A 21,892-nucleotide genomic window follows, 5' to 3' on the forward strand; every position below is an offset into this window, starting at 1 on the left:
ACTGCGCCAAAACGAAACAGGAGCCACGCGGCCTCTCGACCGCATGGCTCTCCTTATCCCGGTCAGCCGCTGAACTTGCCGCTGCGCGGGAAGCCCTTCGGAACGACGCGGCCGGCAGAAGCGCGGTCGCCCTGCCATTCGATCAGTTCGTCCTTGGTCTTGGTAAAGACCCGGCCGGCGCTGTCTTCCCAGACGAGACCGTCGGCGATCGTGAAGCAGCGAATGTCGGAGATGCCGCCATCCTTGTAACGCTGCAGCCGCACGCCCTTGCCGCGTGCCATCTCGGGGATCTGAACGAGCGGGAAGACGACCAGCTTGCGGTTTTCGCCGACGACGGCCACGTGATCGCCCTTGACCGGAACGACCAGCTTCGCTTCGTCGCTGGCCGAGACGTTCATCACCTGCTTGCCCTTGCGGGTATTGGCGACGATATCACTTTCGGTGACGACGAAGCCGTTGCCGGCGACCGAGGCGACGATGAGCTTGCGCGCCGGGTCGTGAACGAAGGCCGTCAGGACGTCCTGATCGGTCTCCATGTCGACGATGATGCGCAGCGGCTCGCCATGGCCGCGACCGCCGGGCAGCTTGTCGCCGCCGAGCGTATAGACCTTGCCGCCTGTCGTGAAGACGAGGATCTTGTCGGTCGTCTGCGCCGGGAACGCCACCTTCAGCGCGTCACCCTCCTTAAACTGGAGCGAAGACGTGTCGGAGATGTGGCCCTTCAGCGCGCGGATCCAGCCCTTCTCAGAGATGACGACGGTGATCGGTTCCTTCTCGATCATCGCCTGCTGGATCGCCTCTACGTCGGCTTCCGGCGCATCGGCAAAGGTGCTGCGGCGCTTGCCGATCTCGGTCGCCTTGGCAAACTTCTTTTTGACTTCGCCGATTTCCCAGGCGACGGTCTGCCATTGCTTTTCGTCGGAGGCGAGCAACGCCTCGATCTCGGCCTTCTCCTTCGAGAGCGCATCGAACTCGGTGCGGATCTCGAATTCCTCGAGCTTGCGCAAGGAGCGCAGGCGCATGTTGAGGATCGACTCGGCCTGGAGATCGGTGAGCGAGAACCGCTCCATCATCACCGTCTTCGGCTCATCCTCTTCGCGGATGATGCGAATGACTTCGTCGATGTTCAGATAGGCGACGAGGTAGCCGCCGAGGATTTCGAGCCGGCGGTCGATTGCGGCCAGCCGGTGGCGCGATCGGCGCTGCAGCACTTCGCGGCGATGCGCCAGCCATTCCGACAGCACTTCGTTCAGCGCCATGACCCGCGGCACGCGTCCGAGCGACAGCACATTCATGTTAAGCGGAATGCGACTTTCGAGCTCGGTCAGCTTGAACAGCGATTCCATCAGGATGCCGGCATCGACCGAACGGGTCTTCGGCACGAGGACGATGCGGATGTCTTCGGCCGATTCGTCGCGGATGTCTTCGAGCAGCGGCAGTTTGCGGGCGACCAGGAGCTCGGCAATCTTTTCGATCAGGCGGGACTTCTGCACCTGATAGGGGATTTCGGTGACGACGATCTGGTAGCCGCCGCGCCCAAGGTCTTCCTGCGCCCAGCGGGCACGAACACGGAAACCGCCGCGGCCGGTGCGGTAGGATTCGGCCATGCTTTCCCGGCCTTCGACGATCACGCCGCCAGTCGGGAAGTCGGGCCCTTCGATGCCGCCCTTTTGCGGGTTGGCCGGATCGTAAAGCAGATCCTCGACGGTCGCGTCGGGATGGCGGATGAGATGCAGCGCCGCGTCGCAAAGTTCATGCGCGTTGTGCGGCGGGATCGAGGTGGCCATGCCGACGGCGATGCCGGTCGCGCCGTTTGCGAGCAGGTTCGGGAAAGCGCCGGGGAGCACGGTCGGCTCCTGGTCTTCCTCGTTGTAGGTCGGGCGGAAATCCACCGCGTCCTGGTCGATGCCTTCCAGGAGCAGCGAGCAGACGTCCGTCATCTTCGCTTCGGTGTAGCGCATCGCCGCGGCGTTATCGCCGTCGATGTTGCCGAAGTTGCCCTGGCCGTCGACCAGCGGATAGCGGATCGCGAATTCCTGCGACAGGCGCACCAGCGCGTCGTAGATCGAGGCGTCGCCGTGCGGGTGGAACTTACCCATCACGTCGCCGACGATACGCGCGCATTTCTTGAACGAGGAGTTGGGGCGCAGCCCCATCTCGCTCATCGCATGCACGATACGACGATGCACGGGCTTCAGCCCGTCTCGGACGTCCGGAAGTGCGCGGTGCATGATGGTCGACAAGGCATAGGCGAGGTAACGCTCTTCCAGCGCCGCCTTGAGGTCAACCGGCTGAATGTGATCGTCCCCGCCTGACGGGGGATTGAGGCTTTGTCCCATAGGTTCTTGCTAGCGCAACAAACCCGGAACGGCAAGGTTTTCAGGGCTTGCGCTTGTGGAGAACCCCCTCGCCCCAAATAACCGGCTCGCGCACCGATCCGCTTGCCCCGGCGCAATGTTCGTGCAACGGTCGCGCCGCTATGCGTCGGAGGCTGCCGACAGGTAACGTCCCGGAAAGCATGCCCGAGCAGGAAGATGTGCGGTTCGCCCAAGCGAATATAATTTCGCCCTGTTTCGTAATAGCTTCGGCTGGAGTTGATTTGGACGATTTGCAAGGGGGATCGCAGGACGCGCATTGGCAGACGGAACTGGCGGCCGCGCGCCGCCGACAAAGACGAATGCTGCCATGCGCCTACAGTTGACGCCCTCTCCAAGGGAACCAGATCAGCGACGCCTTATCTTCTTAAACAGCTACACAATCAAAGATTTTCACGAAGGAACTCGAAATGATGCACACGCGCAAGATCCGCCTGATGATGGCGAGCGCCGCGCTTCTCACGCTGACCGGCCCGGCCTTCGCGCTCGATGGCGCCGATTTGATGAAGAAACTCGACGCAGCGACGAACGCGAACGGCACCTCGATCACCTATGACAAGGCCGAAGTCGACGGCGACAAGGTGACGGTGACCGGCGTGAAGCTGAAGGTCGCGAGCCAGCCGGGCGACGCTGTGGACCTGAATATCGGGGACCTGACCTTTGAGGGCGTCGAGGAGACCGAAGGCGGCGGCTATTACGCCGAAACTGTTTCGTTCCCCGACGTCAATGTCAGCCAGGACGAGGGTGCCATTTCCGTCAAGGACATCCTGCTCTCCGGCCTGACGATCCCGGCCAATGCGACCGGCGGAACGATCAACGACATCATTCTCTATGAAAGCGCCAGCACCGGCCCGATCGCCGTCAGCTCCAAGGGCAAGGAAGTCTTCTCGCTCGAAAGCACCGAAGCCAACCTCGCGCGCCAGGAAAATGACGCCGGCTTCGACTTCGACGCGACCGCTTCCGGCATCAAGGCCGACCTGTCGTCGGTCGAGGACGCCAAGACCAAAGAGGCGATCGAAAAGCTCGGCCTCACCACCATCGACGGCGCCCTGACGATGAAGGGCAGCTGGGAAGTCGAAAGCGGCAATGTCGCGCTCGAAGAATATGCACTCGACTTCAAGAATGTCGGCCGGTTGAACTTCGCTCTCGACATCTCCGGCTACACGCTTGCCTTCGTCAAATCGATGCAGGAAGCGATGAAGGCTGCCGAAGCCAATCCGAACAAGGAAGAGGCCAACCAGGCGATGGGTCTCGCCATGATGGGCCTCATGCAGCAGCTGACCTTCAACAGCGCCGAAATCCGCTTCGACGACGCCTCGATCACCAAGAAGGCGCTCGACTATGCCGGCTCGCAGCAGGGCGTGACCGGTGAGCAGATGGCACAGTCGCTGAAGGGCCTGGTGCCGATCATGATGGCGCAGCTCAACGTGCCGGAACTGCAGAACCAGGTGTCGGCTGCCGTCAACGCCTATCTCGATGGCCCGAAGAGCCTGACGATCAGCGCGGCACCGGAAAAGCCGGTTCCGTTCCCGATGATCATGGGTGCCGCCATGGGCGCGCCGAACACCATCCCGTCGGTGCTCGGCGTCAAGGTAACGGCGAACGACTAATCGTTCAGGTTTCTCCCGGCCTCAGCCGAGCCCGGGAGAAACCGACATGACGACCAGCCTTGCGCGCCGAGACAGGCACGCAAGGCTTGATGGCGCCGCACCGGCTTCCCATGTGGCCCACGGCATTCACTCGGCGGACTTCGCCGGCCGAAAGCTGCGCCGCCGCCCTCCCCTGAAAGAACAAGCACCGCCCTTTACTTGCGAACCGCATAGTCGGATCACGTTGCACGCCCTTGTGGAGCGCGCATCGGTTGCGGGACTCTTTTCTTCCCGGTGAGCTATTGCTTGCGCCAAGAAAATTTCACCGTAAGGCGATGGCGTTCTTCATCGAAATCGTGCATGCCACCCTCAGGCAATTCAGAATCCGATTTCCAACGAACTTGAGAGCATTTAAGCCTCGAAGGGGACGTCTCGGACTTTGTGCAAATATACAAATACATGCCCGAATATCGTCTCCACGTTACGGCAGATCGGACGTAAATGCTCGCCTGGCTCCAGCAGTCTGTAAATTTCACTGAAGAATTGTTGGAGGGGAAATTCGCCCCTGTCCGAGCTGACTACTATACGGGCCCGCCCGGTAAGCCATTGCGGCTGCTGCTCCAGGCGCGAACGGATTTCCTGTCGATCTGGCGGGCGAGCGACTATACCGAAACGATCTCGCAGACCCGGATCCTTGGGCGGCAGATCATCGTCGTCAACTCGCCCGACCTGATCCGGCAGGTCGTCGTCAAGCGTCACGAAAACTTCGAGCGCAAGAGCCCGCAGATGCGCCGGGCACTCGAATTCCTGCTGGGCGACGGGCTGTTTATTTCGGACGGGGACACCTGGAAGCAACGCCGGCCGCTGGTGGCGGACATCGTCCACGCCAAGCGGGTCCCCTCTTTCGGGCCCGTCATGGAAAATACGACCAGCGAACTGGTCGAGCGCTGGAACCGCATGCCCGATGGCGCCGAGGTCAACGCGTTGCACGAAATGGCGGGGCTGACCGCCGAAATCATCGCGCGCAGCGTCTTCGGCAACCAGCTCGGCGACGGTAGCGCGGCGGCGGTGACCGAGGGCTTCACCAGCTACCAGTCGCTGGTCGATTCCATCAACATCGGTTACTTCCTCGGCTTTGACGACGGCCTGCCGGTGCTGCGCACGCCGAGCCTGCGTCGTTCGGTCAAGCGCATCCACGCAACCATCGACAAGGTGGTTGAGGATCACCTTGCCGGACGCGGCGACCACAATTCGATGGTCGAGCTGCTGATCCGGCGCCAGCAACGAAACCCGGAACTGAAACTCGACCTCGTCGCCTTGCGCAACGAGGCCGCGACCATCTTCATGGCCGGGCACGAGACGACGGCGGCGACGCTGACCTGGACCTGGTATCTGCTTTCGAAGGCAGGCTGGGTCGAGAAGGCCGTTCACGACGAAATCGCCAGGGTCTGCGGCGACCGGACACCGACGATCGACGACGTGCCTCAGCTCGAATGGTGCCGGGCAGTTATCGAGGAGACGCTTCGCCTCTATCCACCGGTTCCGATCCTGGCGCGGCAGACCCGCGAGGCGGATATGATCGGCGACGTTGCCGCAGAGCCGGGCTCGCTCGTGCTGATCGTGCCGTGGCTCCTTCACCGGACTGAAAGCCTCTTCCAGGATCCACACCACTTCCATCCGGAACGGTTCACCGAAGGCCGGCGCCCGACGCCCTACAGCTTCATCCCCTTTGCCAGCGGACCGCGCGTCTGCCCCGGCCTGCATTTCGGGCTGACCGAAGCGATCCTGTGCCTGGCGATCATCGCGCAGCGCTACCGGGTTCGTGTGAGCCAGCGCCACGCGGTCGAACCGATCTGCCGCCTGACCCTCAGGCCGAAGAATGGCCTGCCGGTCACCTTGCACAAGCGAGAGGCCCCGTCGCATGGCGCCGGATGATCCGCACGCGGCGCAGCCGATCGGCAAGCGCAGGGCCTGGATCTTCGCCGAGGAAAGCGCCCCGCGGCTCGCCGATGCACTGGCGGGTGGCGACAGGGCGCGGGCCTTCCGGCGCTATTGGATCACCGACAACATTTGGAACGTCGCCAACATCGCCGCCCATTTCGGCATGAAGCTTCTGCCGATGGACGCCTGCTCCAGGCTCGGGGCGGCGCTCGGTCTCTTCATGGTTCCGCGCTTCCACAAGGTGGCAACCCGCCGCGCCCGTGAAACCATCGAACAGTTGCGGCCGGACCTTGACGCCCCGCAACGCGAGGCACTGTTTCTCGAAAACTGTCGCGCTCAGGGACGGTTGATGACGGAGTTCTCCGTCGTCAACCGATTGCAGCAGCGGCCGGAGCGGCTGAAGACCGAGGGCCTTGCACCCATCCGTGAGGCGGCAAACCGCGGCCCAGTCATTCTCGTCGGCCTGCATCTCGGCAACTGGGAAGTGGGCACGATCGCATTCCGCAAGCTCGGCCTCCAGCCGCATGCCTTCTATGTGCCGCCCAAGGGCCGGGCCAAGGCGTGGATCGCCGGTCGGGTGCGCAGCAAGGCTGGCTTGCAGTTTCTGCCTCCGGGAATGGACGGGATCCGGCCGGCACTGAAGGTTCTGAAAGGCGGCGGCGTTGTCAGCATCTTCTGCGACGAGGGGTTCGGCGGCATGATCCGCGGGCCGTTCTTCGGCCGCCGGCCGCATCAGGAAGGCAACATCGCCATCGCCATACGGCTGGCGCGCATGACGGGCGCTACGATCTGCCCCTGGTACGGCCTTCGCACCGACGACTTCCGCTTCGAATGCACGGCCTTGCCGCCGATACGTTTGCCGGCGGAGGAGCGCCCCAATGCCCGGCTGCTGGATGACATGCAGTTGCTGAACGACACGATCGAGCCGGTCGTCCGCGCCCATCTCGACCAATGGTATTTCCTCGATAACGCGCTACGGCCGCAGTGAGCTTACTCACGCCTTTTTAACGCCTGCACGTCGCGGCTTTGCGATCGGCGCTTGATGCCGGCCGGGTCTGGCCTATTTATTCCACCAAGGACCGAAATCCCTGTTCCTGACCGATAAAACGGAAGGAGAAACCCATGGGACTGAAGCAGGCGGACATTACAGCCATCCTTGGCCCGGTTGACGAGACGCTGATGGCCGAACTGCTTGCGACCGGCGCGACGGCCGGCGAGCTTGCGGAGGCGATCGCCTGGGTCAACAACGATGAAGCGCTGATCGGGGAAGGCCGCCATCTGCCGGCCGGCCGCGTTGCGGCGCTGATCGATATCTTGACCCCGGACAACGAAGAAGAGCGGAATTTGGGACTGTAGTCGCGAAAGCCGGTTGCCGGGTACGTCCGATTGCAAGCCGCCTTCCGGGCGGCTGGGTGCGTGAGGCCATATGTTCGTGTTGAGGGAGGTCCACAATGGCTGCCAAGGAAGTCAGGTTCAGTAGCGATGCCCGCGATCGGATGTTGCGCGGCGTCGACATTCTCGCCGATGCGGTCAAGGTCACGCTCGGCCCGAAGGGACGCAACGTCGTCATCGAACGCGCCTTCGGCGCGCCGCGCATCACCAAGGACGGCGTGTCGGTCGCCAAGGAAATCGAGCTCGACGACAAGTTCGAGAACATGGGCGCGCAGATGCTGCGGGAGGTCGCGTCGCGCACCAGCGACGTGGCCGGCGACGGCACAACGACGGCCACCGTGCTCGCACAGGCCATCGTCAAGGAGGGCGTCAAGGCGATCGCGTCCGGCATGAACCCGATGGATCTGAAACGCGGCATCGATCTCGCCGTCGACGCGATCGTCGCGAAACTGAAGACCCATGCGCGCAAGATTTCAAACAATGAGGAGATCGCGCAGGTGGGCACGATCTCGGCCAACGGCGACGCCGAAATCGGAAGCTATCTGGCAAGGGCCATGGAGCGTGTCGGCAACGAAGGCGTGATTACGGTCGAGGAGGCGAAGACGGCCGAAATCGAGCTGGAGATCGTCGAAGGCATGCAATTCGACCGCGGCTATCTCTCCCCCTATTTCGTCACCGACCAGGAGAAGATGCGGGTTGAATTCGAAGACCCCTACATCCTCATTCACGAAAAGAAGCTTTCCAACCTGCAGGCGATGATCCCGATTCTCGAAGCAGTGATCCAGGCAAGCCGGCCGCTGTTGATCATCGCCGAGGATGTGGAAGGCGAAGCGCTGGCGACGCTGGTCGTCAACAAGCTGCGCGGCGGGCTGAAGATCGCCGCCGTCAAGGCGCCGGGCTTCGGCGACCGGCGCAAGGCGATGCTCGAGGACATCGCCATCCTGACGGGCGGGACCGTCATCTCCGAAGATCTCGGCATCAAGCTTGAAAACGTGACGCTCGCCAATCTCGGGCGGGCCAAGCGGGTGATGGTCGAGAAGGAGGACACCACCATCGTCGATGGCGCCGGCACCAAGGCGGACATCGACGGGCGCGTCGGCCAGATCAAGGCGCAGATCGAGGAAACGACCTCCGACTACGATCGCGAGAAGCTGCAGGAACGGCTGGCCAAGCTTGCCGGCGGCGTCGCGGTGATCCGGGTGGGCGGCTCGACGGAAGTGGAAGTGAAGGAGAAGAAGGACCGGGTCGACGATGCGCTGCATGCGACGCGGGCCGCGGTGGAGGAAGGCATTCTGCCTGGCGGCGGCGTCGCGCTGCTCCGCGTCGTCCACGCGCTCGATGGGCTCAAGCCCGAAAATGAAGACCAACGCGTCGGCGTCGAGATCGTCCGGCGGGCGCTGGAGGCGCCGGTGCGCCAGATCGCCGAAAACGCCGGCGCCGAAGGCTCGGTCATCGTCGGCAAACTTCGGGAGATGAGCGACTTCGCCCAGGGTTGGAACGCGCAGACCGGTGAATATGGCGATCTCTACCGCATGGGCGTCATCGATCCGGCGAAAGTCGTGCGGGCGGCGCTGCAGGATGCGGCGTCGGTCGCCGGCCTGCTTGTGACCACCGAAGCGATGGTCGCCGAAAAACCGAAGAAGAACGTACCCACGCCACCGCCCGGCCCGGGCATGGATTTCTGACCCGCGCCAGGCGGTCGGTCGCCTAACCGGACGGCTGCCGGTGGCGCCCGACCTCGTCGATCGCAAGTTCAGCGATCGGCAAGAGGTCCGCTTCGCTGGCACCGTCCTGCGCCTGGACGGTCATGCACTGGAGAATGGCGCCGACGAAGCGCGCGAGGCCGCCGGCATCGGTATACGCACGTAGCTCTCCATCCGCTATGCCCTGCCGAAAGCGCGACTCCAGCAAGGCCAGCGTCTCACTGCGCAGTGCCGAGACGTGACTTGCGATTGCCTGATTTTCGACGGCGCAGGTCAGCACCGCGGTTGAGATCATGCAGCCCTTCGGTCGGCCGGGGCGGGTAAATTCATGGGCCGAGGCGCGCAGCAACTGGCCGATTACCTCGATCACGTGCCCTCCACCAGCAAGATTGCGGCCGGCCGCCGCCCCCTCCTCGCGCCGATTTTGTTCGAGCGCCTCGCGATCGAGATCTGCCTTTGAGGTGAAGGCCGCATAGAGGCTTTGCGGCGTGATCCCCATGGCGGCGGTGAGATCGGCGATCGACGCCCCCTCGTAGCCGAGCCGCCAGAAGGTTTCGCCGGCGGCACCAATCGGCGAAGGCAAACTGACGTTCTCGCCGGACCGCATCCTCGACGCCCAGAAATTCCCCTCAGGTGGGGCCGGCATGGCCGGGACGGCCAAGGATGTGCTGACCTTCCTCGAAGCCCTCCGCAAGGGCGGCAGCCCCATCCTGTCAGCAGAGACGGTGAAAACGATGATGCAGGACCAGACCGGGCCCGAAGCTCAGACGCAGGGTCCGGGCTGGGACTTCGGCTATGGCTGGGCCGTGCTCGTCGATCCCAAGGCTGGCGCCACGCCGCAATCGAAGGGCACGATCCAATGGGGCGGCGCCTACGGTCACAACTGGTTCGTCGATCCCGTCGAGAAGATCACCGTCGTCGCCATGACGAACACGACCTTCGAGGGCATGTGGGGTCCGTTCACCCGCGAGGTTCGCGACGCCGTCTACGGCAGGCACTGAACAGACATCTGGCGCAGACAAAGAAAAAGCCCGGCGAGACGATCGCCGGGCTTTCCTTTTGGGGTCAGGTCCGTTCGACCTCAGTCCTTCTTCTGCGGAATCGGGCGGATCGCCAGTTCGCGCAACTGGGCCGGCGTCGCTTCGGACGGTGCGCCCATCAGGAGGTCGACGGCTTGCTGGTTCATCGGGAAGATCGAGATCTCGCGCAGGTTCTTGGCGCCGACGAGCAGCATGACGATACGGTCGATGCCGAATGCCATGCCGCCATGCGGCGGTGCGCCGTACTGGAAGGCGCGGTAGAGGCCGCCGAACTGATCTTCGACCTCCTGCTGCGACTTGCCGGTCAGCTCGAACGCCTTGACCATGACTTCCGGAAGCTGGTTACGGATCGAGCCCGAGGCGATTTCGAAGCCGTTGCAGACCATGTCGTACTGGTAGGCCTTGATCGACAGCGGATCTTCGCCGTTCAGCGCTTCCAGACCACCCTGCGGCATCGAGAAGGGGTTGTGGGCGAAGTCGATCTTCTTTTCGTCTTCCAGCCATTCGTAGAACGGGAAGTCGACGATCCAGCAGAATTCGTAGCGGTCGCGGTCGACGAGGTTCAGTTCCTCGCCGGCGCGGGTGCGGGCTTCGCCAGCAAACTTGTAGAACTTGGCGGGGTCACCGGCGACGAAGAAGCAGGCGTCGCCGTCGTCGAGGCCGAGCTGGGTGCGGATCGCATCCGTGCGCTCTTCGCCGATGTTCTTGGCGAGCGGGCCGGCGCCTTCGAGCTTTTCGCCCTCCTTGCGCCAGAAGATGTAGCCGAGGCCGGGCTGACCCTGGCTCTGCGCCCAGGCGTTCATGCGGTCGCAGAAGGCGCGCGAGCCACCGGTCTTGGCCGGGATGGCCCAGACTTCGACCTTCGGGTTAGACGCGATCATGTTCGCGAAGACCTTGAAGCCGGAACCGGCGAAGTGTTCGGTAACCGCCTGCATCTCGATCGGGTTGCGCAGGTCCGGCTTGTCGGAGCCGTATTTGCGGATCGCCGTTTCGTAAGGAATGCGCGGGAACTTTTCCGTCACCGGCTTGCCGTCGGCAAACTCCACGAAGATGTCGCGGATCACCGGTTCCATCGTCGACCAGACGTCTTCCTGCTCGACGAAGCTCATTTCCAGGTCGAGCTGGTAGAACTCGCCCGGCAGACGGTCGGCGCGCGGGTCTTCGTCGCGGAAGCACGGGGCGATCTGGAAGTAGCGGTCGAAGCCAGCGACCATCAGCAACTGCTTGTACTGCTGCGGCGCCTGCGGCAGGGCATAGAAGCTGCCGGGATGAATGCGCGAAGGCACGAGGAAGTCGCGCGCGCCTTCCGGCGACGAGGCCGTCAGGATCGGGGTCGTGTATTCGGTGAAACCGACGTCGCCCATGTGGCGGCGCATCGACGAGATGATCTGGGTGCGCTTGACGATGTTCTTGTGCAGCGTGTCGCGACGCAGGTCGAGGAAGCGGTACTTCAGGCGCACGTCTTCCGGATAGTCCGGCTCGCCGAAGACCGGCAACGGCAGTTCCTTGGCGGCCGAGAGAACCTCGATCTCCTGCGCATAGAGTTCGATTTCGCCGGTTGGCATGCCCTTGTTGACGGTGTCGTCCATGCGCGCCTTGACGAGGCCGTCAATGCGCACGACCCATTCGCCGCGAACGGTCTCGGCCGCCTTGAAGGCGGGGCTGTCGGGATCGGCAACGACCTGGGTGATGCCGTAGTGGTCGCGCAGGTCGATGAAGAGCAGGCCGCCATGGTCGCGGACGCGGTGGACCCAGCCCGAAAGGCGAACGGTGGAACCGACGTCCGACTTGCGGAGGGCGGCACAGGTGTGGCTGCGGTAACGGTGCATCGTCTTATCCCGGAATTGCAAAGAGCCGCGCAAGCTCGTGGGACACAGCGCGCGGCAACATGGTCAAAATCGGGCGGAAAAGCGCATGATGCGCAGCCTTTGTCAAGCTGCAGCGCCCGCTGCCGCCCCCGATGGAGGTGCGTTGTAAACGAAGGCAAGAGCCAGTCCAAGACCGCTTGTGACAGAAGGCGGCCGAAATGGCGCGAAAAGAACGGCAATCGTCACAATTCGGGACTGTCCGGCGGCAGAATGCGGGGCTACACATGAGCAAGGCCCGATAGTGATCCCACCCGAGTCGTGGCCGCCTGCCCGGATGTCGCCTGCCCCATGTCCCAGATTCGCCCGCTTATCCCCCTCCTCGTCACCGCAGGCATCCTCATCGGCGGCAACGGCCTGCAGGGCACTTTCATCTCGCTGCGTGCACTCGAAGAAGGTTTCTCGACATCGCTGATCGGCGTTATCGGCGCCGGCTACAATATCGGCTTCGCGCTTGGCTGCGTCTACGTCACCCGCATCCTGCGCTCGATCGGTCACATCCGCACCTTCTCGGCGATGGCGGCGATCGCTTCGGCCGCAGCCATCTCGATGGTGCTCGTCATCAATCCGCTGATGTGGTTCCTGATGCGGCTTCTTGCCGGCATCTGTTTCGCCTGCCTGTTTGCGACAGTCGAGAGCTGGCTCAATGCCAGCGTCACCAATAAAAACCGGGCCCGCACGCTTTCGGTCTATCGCCTCGTCGACCTCGGCTCGGTCACGGCCGCACAATATGTCATTCCTGGCATCGGGCTTGGCGGCTTCGAGCTTTTTGCCATCATCTCCATGGCGCTGACGCTGTCGCTGGTGCCGATCTCCTTTGCCGACCGCTCGAGCCCTGTGGCCCCGGAGGCGATCCGCTTCGACGTCAAAGCGCTCTGGAACATCTCGCCGCTTGCGACCGTCGGCTGCATCGTCGTCGGTCTGACCAACGCCGCCTTCCGCTCGCTCGGGCCGATCTATGCGCAGGGCATCGGCCTGTCGGTGACGGCAATCGCCACCTTCATGAGCGCCGGCATCATCGGCGGCGTCGTGCTGCAGTATCCGCTCGGCCACTATTCCGATCGGTTCGACCGCCGCCTGATCATCCTGATCGCCACCTTCGGGTCGCTGCTCGCAGGCTTGTTTCTCGCCTTCGGCGCCGGCAACGACGAATGGCTGAACTTTGCCGGCATCTTCCTGTTCGGCGCCTTTGCCATGCCGCTCTATTCGCTCTGTTCAGCCCATGCGAACGACCACGCGGCCGAGGGGCAGCATGCGCTCGTCTCCGCCGGCATGCTGTTCTTCTGGTCGCTCGGCGCGATCATCGGGCCGCTGTTTGCCTCCTTCCTGCTCGAGGTCTTCGGGCCGCAGGCGCTGTTCATCTACACGGCAGCGATCCTCTTCCTGTTCATGCTCTACACCCTGCAGCGCATGACGGCGCGCGGGCCGGTGCCCGCCGGGGAGCGCGCCTTGCCGTTCCGCAATCTCCTGCGCACCTCGTCCTTTTTCAACAAGCTCGCCGCCGGCAACAACCACAAGCGCAAGGATCGCTGACCTGCGGCAAGATGCGCGCGATCCGGATAATTGCTGAACGCAATAATCAGGTTTAGAACCGGGGCACCTCAAACAGCAGCCGAGATTGCCGAAATGCCCGTCATCAGCCGTCGCACCTTCCTCCAAGGCTCCGCTGCTCTCGGAGGCGCCTTCGCGCTCGGCGCCGGCATGGCGGCGCGCGCCGGCACCGCACCCGATCCGCAGATCCTGATGGCACAGCTTGCCGAAGCCCAGATCGCCAAGGATGGGCTTACGCCCAAGGTCATGACCTACGGCTTGGGTGAGGCTCCAAGTACCGGCATGCCGCCCGTCCTGCGCATGCGCAAGGGCGAGCCCTATGCGGCCCGCCTCTTCAACCGGCTGGACGAGCCGACGACGGTACATTGGCACGGACTGCGCATTGCCAACGCCATGGATGGCGTGCCGGAACTGACGCAGCCCTATGTCTATCCGGGCGACCGTTTCGACTATGTGTTCACCCCGCCGGATGCCGGCACCTTCTGGTATCATCCACATTGCAACACGCTGACCCAGATGGGTGCCGGCCTGACCGGCATGATCGTCGTCGAAAACCCGGACGATCCGACGTTCGATGCCGAGATCGTGCTCAACCTGCGCGATTGGCGGCTCGGCACCGGCGGCGCGTTCATCGACGCATTCAAGCCGCGGGATGCGGCCCGCGGCGGCACTTACGGCACGGTGCGCACCGCCAACTGGCAGCAGGAGCCAACTTACGACGCACCGGCCGGCGGCCTGGTGCGCGTGCGCATCGCCGCAACCGACGTCACCCGCATCTATACGATCGGCCTTGGGGGCGCTGAGGCGAAGGTCATCGCGCTCGACGGCAATCCGGTCGACAAGCCCTTTGCACTTGATCGCTACGATTTTGGGCCCGGCCAGCGCGTCGATCTTGTCGTGCGCATGCCCGACGGCGAGGGTCAGACGGTTGCGCTCGGCAACCTGCGTGGATCGCATCCCTGGACGATCGCGCGCTTCCGGTCAGCCGGAGCGTCGCTCAAGCGCGACCTTCGGGATGTCGGTCCTCTGCCCGCCAACCCGATCGCGGAAGCCGACCTCTCCACCGCCACCCGCGTGCCGCTCGAACTGACGGCGACGGCCGAGCACAAGGCGACGCCTTCGATCTGCGGTTCGCTTGGCTACACCTTCTGGGCGATCAACAAGGTTCCGTGGCCGGGCGACACGCCCGATCCGATCGCGCCGATCGAGGAGATGAAGCTCGGCAAGAGCTATGTGTTGGAGGTCGCCAACCGGACGCCGCATGCGCACCCGATCCATCTGCACGGCCTGAGCTTCCGCATTCTCAATTCCAACAAGCGGACTTTCCTGCCGCCGCCGACCGATACGATCCTGCTTTTGCCCGATGAACAGGCGGAAGTGGCGCTTGTGGCGGACAATCCGGGCGATTGGGTCGTGCATTGCCATATCATCGAGCACCAGAAGACCGGCATGACGGGTTATTTCAAAGTCGTCTGAGATTTCGATTGTGACAGATGCCGCGAAGAGTTACACGAAATTCCAAGCCGCATTTTCGCCACAGTGATTTAAATCTGATGATTGAAACAACAGCAGACCTTGAGGCCGCCTGCCAGCAGCTGGCCCTATCAAATTATATTACGATCGATACCGAATTTCTTCGCGAGACGACTTTCTGGCCGGAGCTTTGCCTGATCCAGATGGCGAGCCCGGACCTTGCCGTCATCGTCGACCCGATGGCGAAGGGCATCGATCTTGCGCCCTTCTTCGCGCTGATGGCCAACCCGGAGGTCATCAAGGTGTTCCATGCCGCGCGTCAGGACATCGAGATCATCTTCCATCTCGGAAACCTTATTCCGCATCCGATCTTCGATACGCAGGTCGCAGCGATGGTTTGCGGCTTTGGCGACAGCGTTTCCTATGACCAGCTGGTCAACCGCGTCACCGGCACGCAGATCGACAAGTCCTCGCGCTTTACCGACTGGAGCCGCCGTCCGCTGACCGAAAAGCAGCTCGACTATGCGCTGGCCGACGTGACGCATCTGCGCGACATCTACAAATACCTGGCGGCAGAACTCGAGCGCGAAGGCCGTTCGCTCTGGCTGACCGAAGAGATGGCCATTCTCGAAGCCCGCGACACCTACGACCTGCACCCTGACGACGCCTGGCAGCGGCTGAAGATGCGGGTAAAGAAGCCGATCGAACTCGCCGCGCTGAAGACGGTCGCCGCTTGGCGCGAGCGCGAGGCACGCGCCCGCAACGTGCCGCGCGGCCGCATCCTCAAGGATGACGCCATTTACGAGATCGCCCAGCAGCAGCCGAAGGATGCGGAAGCACTGGCACGGCTCCGGACCATTCCCAAGGGCTGGGAACGCTCCACCGCCGGAACGGCGGTCGTCGAGGCCGTCAACGAGGCGCTGGCGATCCCGAAGGCCGATCTGCCGAAGCTTCCGCGCCAAAGCCATGCGCCGGAAGGTGCTGCGGCCGCTGGCGAGATGCTGAAGGTGCTTTTGAAGCTGATCGCCGAGAAGCAGGGTGTCGCCGCGAAGATCATCGCCAACAGCGAAGATCTCGACAAAATAGCTGCCGAGGGCGAGAAGGCGGATGTCGCCGCGCTCAAGGGCTGGCGGCGCGAACTCTTCGGCGAAACGGCACTGAAGCTGATCAACGGCGACGTTGCCCTGCGCTTCGTCGACAAGAAGATCGAAGCAGTGGAAATCAGCGCCGAGATCACGTCCGCGTCAGCTTGAAAAAGGGATTGGGCGGAGACAAGTTTCCGCCTGAATCCAGCTCTAGCGAAGGGCCGGGCGGAACAGAATCACCATCGTATCAAACGATGTGACGTGAGCCGGCGCCTTGGACAACGCCGACCGACACGGATGCCGCCTCTTCCGGTACCGGAGCTTTCTGCATGCGTTGGCGCTTTTCGACTTTCGAAGGACTTCTCTTGCTGCTGGTCGTTGCAGGCGCCGGCGCGGTCTACGCATGGGTTTTCTACGGCAAGGGCGCCCTGATCGGCGCGACCTATGCGCTCTTCATGTGCCTGCCGATCATCGCCTTCGAGCGACGCATCATTTTCCGGCGCCTGCATCGACGGATCCACGCCTTTTCCACGCCGGTCTTTTTCGTCGCGTCGCTGGTGATCTACTTCGTGCTTCTCGACATCGGATATGCCGCCGCTGGCCTGCTCATGCAGTCGGGCGGCGTCATGGAGGACCATTGGATGGACGCGATGATGCCGTCCAAGACGGTCCTAATCTTCGCGCTCGGCGTATCAGGTTCGCTCGTCTTCATCCTCAGGGTTCGCGAACTCCTCGGGCGCGACGTCTTTTTGAGCCTGCTCACCGGCCGCTATCGCAGACCGGTCGAGGAAGAACGCGTCTTCCTCTTCATCGACCTGGCCGGCTCGACCGCCTATGCCGAGAAACACGGCGACCTGCGGATGCAGGAGTATCTCGGCAGGCTGTTTGCGACGATCGCCGACCCGGTCATGCGCTACCGCGGCTCGATCGACGACTATATCGGTGACGCCGCCGTCATTACCTGGCCTTTCGATCGCGCAACCAACAATGCGGCCTGCATTCATTGCGTCTTCGACATTCTGGAAATGATCGATGCGGATGCGCGCCGTTGGCAAAAGGAGTTCGGCGAGGTTCCGCGGCTGCGCGCGGCGCTTCATGGCGGCACCATCGTTGCGGCGGAAATCGGGCTCGACCGGCACAAGATCACCTATTTCGGCGATACGGTGAACACCACCGCCCGGCTCGAAGGTTTCTGCAAGACGCTCGGCCACCAGGTACTGATCTCCACCGATCTCGCCCGCAAGATGCGTCTGCCGCATTATGTGCGGGTCGAGGATCTCGGCGAGCACGCCGTCAGAGGACGCGGGCAGAAGCTTGGCGTTCTGTCGTTGCGCGCAGGCAGCGCGGCTCCTCAGCTGGCATCGACCGCGGCCGAGTGATCCCGGCCGGCGCGCAGGGCATCGATCGGCCGGATCGCGATCGCCGTCAGCCGTGCAGCTTGGCACCCTTGGTGATCTTGTCGACCAGCTTCCTGTCCGCATGAATGGCAATGCCGGCGACTGCCGCGTCGTCCGGCCTGGTCTCGGCGAAAACCGCACGGTTGGCGTGGTCGTGACCGGTGGCAAACATGCCGTCGACATAGATCGAAGCTTTGACCTCTCTTTCGATCGCGCGCCGTTGAATGTTGCCGAGCGTCTTCCCATCTGCGGCAAGGACGATGATCGGCTGGATGCTCAAGGCGTTGTAGACGTTGCCGGCGCCATCGCGATAATCTTCGCCGATGATCCCGGGCTTCTGTCCGGCGATCCCGGTGGCGAGGAAGGCGGTGACGTTGAGCTTCTGCCAGGTTGCCAGGTCCTCGCGCAAGACGATTGCAAATTTGGTATCGAACATGACGGCCATCTCCATTTCAGCCCGACAGGGCGTGCCGGAAGACGCATTATCGGACGGCGCTGCGATCGATCTTGAACGATTGTGCGGCGCGCCTGGCGACGGCATTCGGGTTGCGCCTGCCGTCGATGGCATCGAGCGCATCGAGGCGCGCCTGCATGGAAAATTTTTCGAGCCGCACCGCCACGACACCTATGCCATCGGCGTAACGCTCGGCGGCGTCCAGACGTTTCAGTATCGCGGCGAAAGCCGCTTCAGCAATCCTGGAAGCATCATCATCCTCCACCCGGACGAGATCCATGATGGCGGCGCGGGAACGGAGATCGGGCTGCGCTACCGGATGATGTATCTGCAGCCGGAACGGCTACTCGCAGCCCTTGATGAAACCGACCGCTCCCTGCCCTTCGTCGCAGCCCCTGTCGTGGGCGACGAGGCGCTGCGGCAGGCGGTCGGCGAAGCCGTGATGGATCTCGACAATGGCATCGACGAACTGGCGCTCGACGACATTCTCGTGCGGATCGCCGAGGGGCTCTACCGTCACGCCGGCACCAAGGACGCCAAGCCCGCAAAGGCCGACAAGCGTGCCGTTCTACAGGCGAGCGAATTCCTTCGCGCCAATCTCGAACGGCCCGTCGGCTCGCAGGAACTTGAGGCGGTGAGCGGGCTCGATCGCTTCACGCTCGCCCGGCAATTCCGCCGGGTTCTCGGCACCAGCCCCCATCGCTACCTGCTGATGCGCCGGCTGGAGCGGGCACGGCAGATGATCGCCCGGGGCGAAAGCCTTGCCGGTGCTGCGCTCGAAACCGGCTTTGCCGACCAGGCGCATTTCACCCGTCATTTCAAGCGCGCCTACGGCCTGACGCCCGGCCGCTGGGCAAGCCTCGCCGTCGCCGGCTAATCCTGTCACCAAAGCTTCATCGGGTTGTAAAGCAAGCATCACCCAACCGTCATCATAGCCGCCTATCGGGTTGCGGACTGCAGCGCCGCGCGTCCTGGGACGCGCAAGGGTCGCTGCAGCACGTCGAATTTGCTGCACGTCTGCCTCCTTGGATCTAGGGCGATCCAAGGAGACATGCAGAAGGCTCCAACCCAAGGTGAACCTCATGACGAAAACGCTTCTCGCCACCGCGGCTCTTTCTCTTTTGATGACGATGGCCGCCTCGGCCGAGGAAAAGTCCTTTACCGCGACGCTGAAGGGCCACGCGATCCTGCCGGCCAACACGATCATCGCCGCCCCCTCGGACGCACCGGAATACCTCAAGACCTCCGGCAAGTTCACCACCGCGGACCGCAAGCGTGCCGAAGCGCTCGGCACCGTTCCGGGCAAGGACGGCGTTCGCCTGACCGGCCTGTCGCTGCCCTTCGACGGCCAGCCGATGCAGGGCTTTTCCGGCATCAAGGCGATGGAAGACGGCACCTTCTGGAGCCTCTCCGACAACGGTTTCGGCAGCAAGATGAACTCCAACGACGCCATGCTGATGCTGCACCACGTGAAGATGGACTGGGACGCCGGCAAGGTCGAAGCACTGAAGACGTTGTTCCTGACCGACCCGGACAAGAAGGCCCCCTTCCCGATCGTCATGGAAGGCTCGGACAAGCGTTATCTCACCGGCGCCGACTTCGACGTCGAATCGATCCAGCCGGTTGCGGACGGCTTCTGGGTCGGTGAAGAGTTCGGCCCCTACATCCTCAAGTTCGATCTCGACGGCAAGCTGACCGACGTGATCGCGACCACGGTCGACGGCAAGCCGGTGCTTTCGCCCGACAATCCGACGCTGACGCTGCAGGGCGATCCCTCGAAGAAGACGCCCGCCTTCAACCTGAAGCGCTCCGGCGGCTATGAAGGCATGGCGCTTTCCAAGGACGGCAGCAAGCTTTACGGCCTGCTCGAAGGCCCGCTCTGGACCGACAGCGAAACGGTTGAGCAGGCCGATGGCCGCCCGGCGCTGCGCATCATCGAACTCGATGTTGCGAGCAAAGCCTGGACCGGCCGCAGCTGGCTCTATCCGCTGGCTGAAGGCGGCGAGGCGATCGGCGACTTCAACATGCTCGACGACAAGACCGCGCTGGTGATCGAGCGCGACAATGGCGCCGGCACGGTGGACAAGGCCTGCGCCGATCCGAAGGACCCGAAGCCGGACTGCTTCGCAACGGGCTCCAAGGTCAAGCGCATCTACAAGATCGCCTTTGACGACAGCAATGCCGGCAAGGCCGTGCGCAAGATCGGCTACATCGACCTCTTGAAGATCGCCGATCCGGACAACAAGAAGCGTCAGGGCGGCGGCGAAGGCTTCTACGATATGCCCTTCGTCACCATCGAGAACGTCGACCGCGTCGATGAGACCCACATCATCGTCGGCAACGACAACAACCTGCCGTTCTCGGCCGGCCGCGCACTCGACAAGGCCGACGACAACGAGTTCGTGCTGCTCGAAGTCGGCGACTTCCTCAAGGCCGATTAATCAAAAGGGCGCGCGAACATCGGTTCGCGCGCCCTTCCCGTTTGACCGGTGACTTTTCGGCGTCAGCTTTCGAAGTGGAAAGCGAGACGCTTGCCAGTGAGCTTTCCAAGCTGCTGCAGGCGTCCGTCCAGGCGCTCGCCCTGGAATTCCGAATAGTCCGCAGGCACGACGATTTCGAGGTCCACGTCCGGCAGAGACGACTTGCGGAACGTCAGGTTACGGGCAATCCCCGGCATCGATGCGGAGAAAAGATAGGCGACACGCAAGAGGCCGCCGAGCAGCTTTGCCAGTTCCAGCAGGCGCGGCGTGGTGATGCCGGCAAGTGCGTTCGTGGCGCCGTCGTCGTTGAGCCCCTCGAAGCGGTAATAATTGGAAAGCGCAATATAGGCGCGGCCGGCATGGGTAATGCCGGAGAAGGTCGAGTGGGCGATGATGTTGAGCGCCTGGAGACCGCGATAGTCGGGGTGCGCCCGCCAGCTGATATCCGCAAGCAGGCAGGCCGCCTGGCGATACCGGCCTTCCTCTTCCGTCTCCTCGATCCCGAAGAACGGCACCATGCGACCGGTCCAGTCAGCCAGTTCGCGGGCGTGCTCGGGCGAGCGGGCACGCAGGATGGCGATCTCGTTGGCCGCCGTCAGCAGCGGATCCTGAGCACGTTCCTCGTCCCTCAAGAGCGAGAAAAGATAACCTTCGCGAACGCCGAGCGCCGAGAAGGAAATCCGCTCCGGCTTCATGATCTCCAGCGCTTCCTGCATGGCGATCGCGCCGAAGGGCAGAAGGCTGCGGCGGCTCTTCGAGATCGTCGAATAGGCGGACGGCTTGATGTTCTTCGGCTCGATCACTTCCGGCAAAAGCGCCATCGCCTCGTCAAAGGAAATCTCGTAGCCCTGCATCATGTGCAGCGGATAGTCGCGGATCTCCATGTGCAGCTTGGCGATCGAACGCCAAGTGCCGCCGACCGCATAGAACGTCCGTCCCGTGCCGGTCTTCAGCACCGCCGAGTTCTTCATGAACTTGCGCACCCAGGTGCGCGCCTTGGTGAGTGAGCCGTTGCTGTGCTCGAACAAACGAATACCGCCGAGCGGGAGGGTGATGCCCTTGCCGATCTTCGTGCCGGAGACCTCGACGAGTTCCAGCGAGCCACCGCCAAGGTCGCCGACGACACCGTCGGGATCGTGATAGCCGCTGACGATGCCCATCGCGGAATAATAGGCCTCTTCCTCGCCAGTAAGGATGCGGACCTTGTGACCGAGGATCGCCTCCGCCTTCTCGATGAAGGCGGGGCCGTTGCTCGCTTCGCGTGCGGCGGCCGTCGCCAGCACATACATCGAGGTCGCACGCGCCTGCTTGGAGAGCGCGTGAAAGCGGTGCAGCGCTTTCAGCGCGCGCTCGACGCTGTCTTCATCCATGCGTCCGGTCGCATCGATGCCCTTGCCGAGACCGCACATCACCTTTTCGTTGAACAGCATGGCCGGTGAGCGGCTCAGGCCTTCATAGACGACAAGGCGGATGGAGTTCGAACCGATATCGATAACGGAAACCGGGCGGATGCCGGGCAGACGCCCCTGCGCTTCAGATTCGACCAT

General features: G+C 63.2%; 17 protein-coding genes. 12 read left to right on the forward strand and 5 right to left on the reverse strand.

Translation table 11 applies throughout. The features are described from left to right. Nucleotides 1-62: 62 nt before the first annotated feature. Entirely contained in the window at nucleotides 63-2,339 is a 2,277-nt protein-coding gene (gene parC / locus ASD01_RS29110) for a DNA topoisomerase IV subunit A (RefSeq protein WP_034803783.1), read from the reverse strand. Between the two features lie 446 nt (nucleotides 2,340-2,785). On the opposite strand from parC, the gene ASD01_RS29115 reads away from it, so the two are divergent. The 5 genes from ASD01_RS29115 to groL all read left to right on the forward strand — a co-directional run bounded on the left by ASD01_RS29115 (nucleotide 2,786) and on the right by groL (nucleotide 8,982). After that, a complete protein-coding gene (locus ASD01_RS29115; protein ID WP_034803785.1) occupies nucleotides 2,786-3,985 on the forward strand; it encodes a hypothetical protein in 1,200 nt (399 codons plus the stop codon). A 585-nt stretch (nucleotides 3,986-4,570) separates the two neighbouring features. Continuing rightward, nucleotides 4,571-5,899, forward strand: a complete 1,329-nt coding sequence (locus ASD01_RS29120; protein WP_226020675.1) for a cytochrome P450 — start codon at nucleotides 4,571-4,573, stop codon at nucleotides 5,897-5,899. Further along, nucleotides 5,886-6,893, forward strand: coding sequence for a lysophospholipid acyltransferase family protein (locus tag ASD01_RS29125; RefSeq protein ID WP_051659661.1), 1,008 nt, complete (start codon nucleotides 5,886-5,888; stop codon nucleotides 6,891-6,893). Before ASD01_RS29120 ends, ASD01_RS29125 begins: the two co-directional genes overlap by 14 nt. Before the next feature lie 134 nt (nucleotides 6,894-7,027). Beyond that, entirely contained in the window at nucleotides 7,028-7,261 is a 234-nt protein-coding gene (locus tag ASD01_RS29130) for a hypothetical protein (protein ID WP_034803790.1), read from the forward strand. 95 nt (nucleotides 7,262-7,356) lie between these two features. Next, entirely contained in the window at nucleotides 7,357-8,982 is a 1,626-nt protein-coding gene (gene groL / locus ASD01_RS29135; protein ID WP_034803792.1) for a chaperonin GroEL, read from the forward strand. 22 nt (nucleotides 8,983-9,004) lie between these two features. Here groL and ASD01_RS29140 read toward each other — a convergent pair whose 3' ends face one another. After that, nucleotides 9,005-9,583 carry a TetR/AcrR family transcriptional regulator gene (locus ASD01_RS29140; protein ID WP_234798735.1) on the reverse strand — a complete coding sequence of 193 codons (579 nt, stop codon included), beginning with the start codon at nucleotides 9,581-9,583 and terminating at the stop codon, nucleotides 9,005-9,007. A gap of 22 nt (nucleotides 9,584-9,605) precedes the next feature. On the opposite strand from ASD01_RS29140, the gene ASD01_RS29145 reads away from it, so the two are divergent. Further along, nucleotides 9,606-10,001 carry a serine hydrolase gene (locus tag ASD01_RS29145; protein WP_256385300.1) on the forward strand — a complete coding sequence of 132 codons (396 nt, stop codon included), beginning with the start codon at nucleotides 9,606-9,608 and terminating at the stop codon, nucleotides 9,999-10,001. A gap of 80 nt (nucleotides 10,002-10,081) precedes the next feature. Here ASD01_RS29145 and aspS read toward each other — a convergent pair whose 3' ends face one another. Beyond that, nucleotides 10,082-11,869 (reverse strand): aspartate--tRNA ligase, encoded by a 1,788-nt coding sequence (aspS, locus tag ASD01_RS29150; RefSeq protein ID WP_034803798.1) that lies wholly within the window; start codon nucleotides 11,867-11,869, stop codon nucleotides 10,082-10,084. Between the two features lie 327 nt (nucleotides 11,870-12,196). Between aspS and ASD01_RS29155 the strand changes: the two genes are divergently transcribed. The 4 genes from ASD01_RS29155 (at nucleotide 12,197) to ASD01_RS29170 (ending at nucleotide 17,393) form a co-directional block, all read left to right on the forward strand. Further along, complete coding sequence (locus ASD01_RS29155; RefSeq protein WP_034803801.1) at nucleotides 12,197-13,438, forward strand: MFS transporter; 1,242 nt, start codon at nucleotides 12,197-12,199, stop codon at nucleotides 13,436-13,438. A gap of 93 nt (nucleotides 13,439-13,531) precedes the next feature. Continuing rightward, the gene (locus tag ASD01_RS29160) at nucleotides 13,532-14,932 is read left to right on the forward strand and encodes a multicopper oxidase family protein (protein WP_060644834.1); all 1,401 of its coding nucleotides are present in this window, start codon (nucleotides 13,532-13,534) and stop codon (nucleotides 14,930-14,932) included. Nucleotides 14,933-15,009: 77 nt separating this feature from the next. After that, the gene (gene rnd, locus ASD01_RS29165; protein WP_034803806.1) at nucleotides 15,010-16,182 is read left to right on the forward strand and encodes a ribonuclease D; all 1,173 of its coding nucleotides are present in this window, start codon (nucleotides 15,010-15,012) and stop codon (nucleotides 16,180-16,182) included. A 161-nt stretch (nucleotides 16,183-16,343) separates the two neighbouring features. Further along, nucleotides 16,344-17,393: an adenylate/guanylate cyclase domain-containing protein gene (locus tag ASD01_RS29170; RefSeq protein ID WP_034803810.1), complete on the forward strand. Its 1,050-nt coding sequence runs from the start codon at nucleotides 16,344-16,346 to the stop codon at nucleotides 17,391-17,393. A 46-nt stretch (nucleotides 17,394-17,439) separates the two neighbouring features. Here ASD01_RS29170 and ASD01_RS29175 read toward each other — a convergent pair whose 3' ends face one another. Further along, nucleotides 17,440-17,847 (reverse strand): DUF2000 family protein, encoded by a 408-nt coding sequence (locus ASD01_RS29175; RefSeq protein ID WP_034803813.1) that lies wholly within the window; start codon nucleotides 17,845-17,847, stop codon nucleotides 17,440-17,442. Here ASD01_RS29175 and ASD01_RS29180 point away from each other — a divergent pair. Both ASD01_RS29180 and ASD01_RS29185 read left to right on the forward strand, forming a co-directional pair. Beyond that, nucleotides 17,846-18,742: an AraC family transcriptional regulator gene (locus tag ASD01_RS29180; RefSeq protein WP_082572949.1), complete on the forward strand. Its 897-nt coding sequence runs from the start codon at nucleotides 17,846-17,848 to the stop codon at nucleotides 18,740-18,742. The genes ASD01_RS29175 and ASD01_RS29180 overlap by 2 nt on opposite strands. A 205-nt stretch (nucleotides 18,743-18,947) precedes the next feature. Further along, complete coding sequence (locus ASD01_RS29185; protein ID WP_034803816.1) at nucleotides 18,948-20,306, forward strand: esterase-like activity of phytase family protein; 1,359 nt, start codon at nucleotides 18,948-18,950, stop codon at nucleotides 20,304-20,306. 62 nt (nucleotides 20,307-20,368) lie between these two features. Here the strand turns inward: ASD01_RS29185 and ppx are convergent, their stop codons facing one another. Then, a complete protein-coding gene (gene ppx / locus ASD01_RS29190; protein WP_034803818.1) occupies nucleotides 20,369-21,892 on the reverse strand; it encodes an exopolyphosphatase in 1,524 nt (507 codons plus the stop codon).

The sequence above is a fragment of the Ensifer sp. Root423 genome, from assembly GCF_001426275.1.
Taxonomy (GTDB): domain Bacteria; phylum Pseudomonadota; class Alphaproteobacteria; order Rhizobiales; family Rhizobiaceae; genus Ensifer; species Ensifer adhaerens.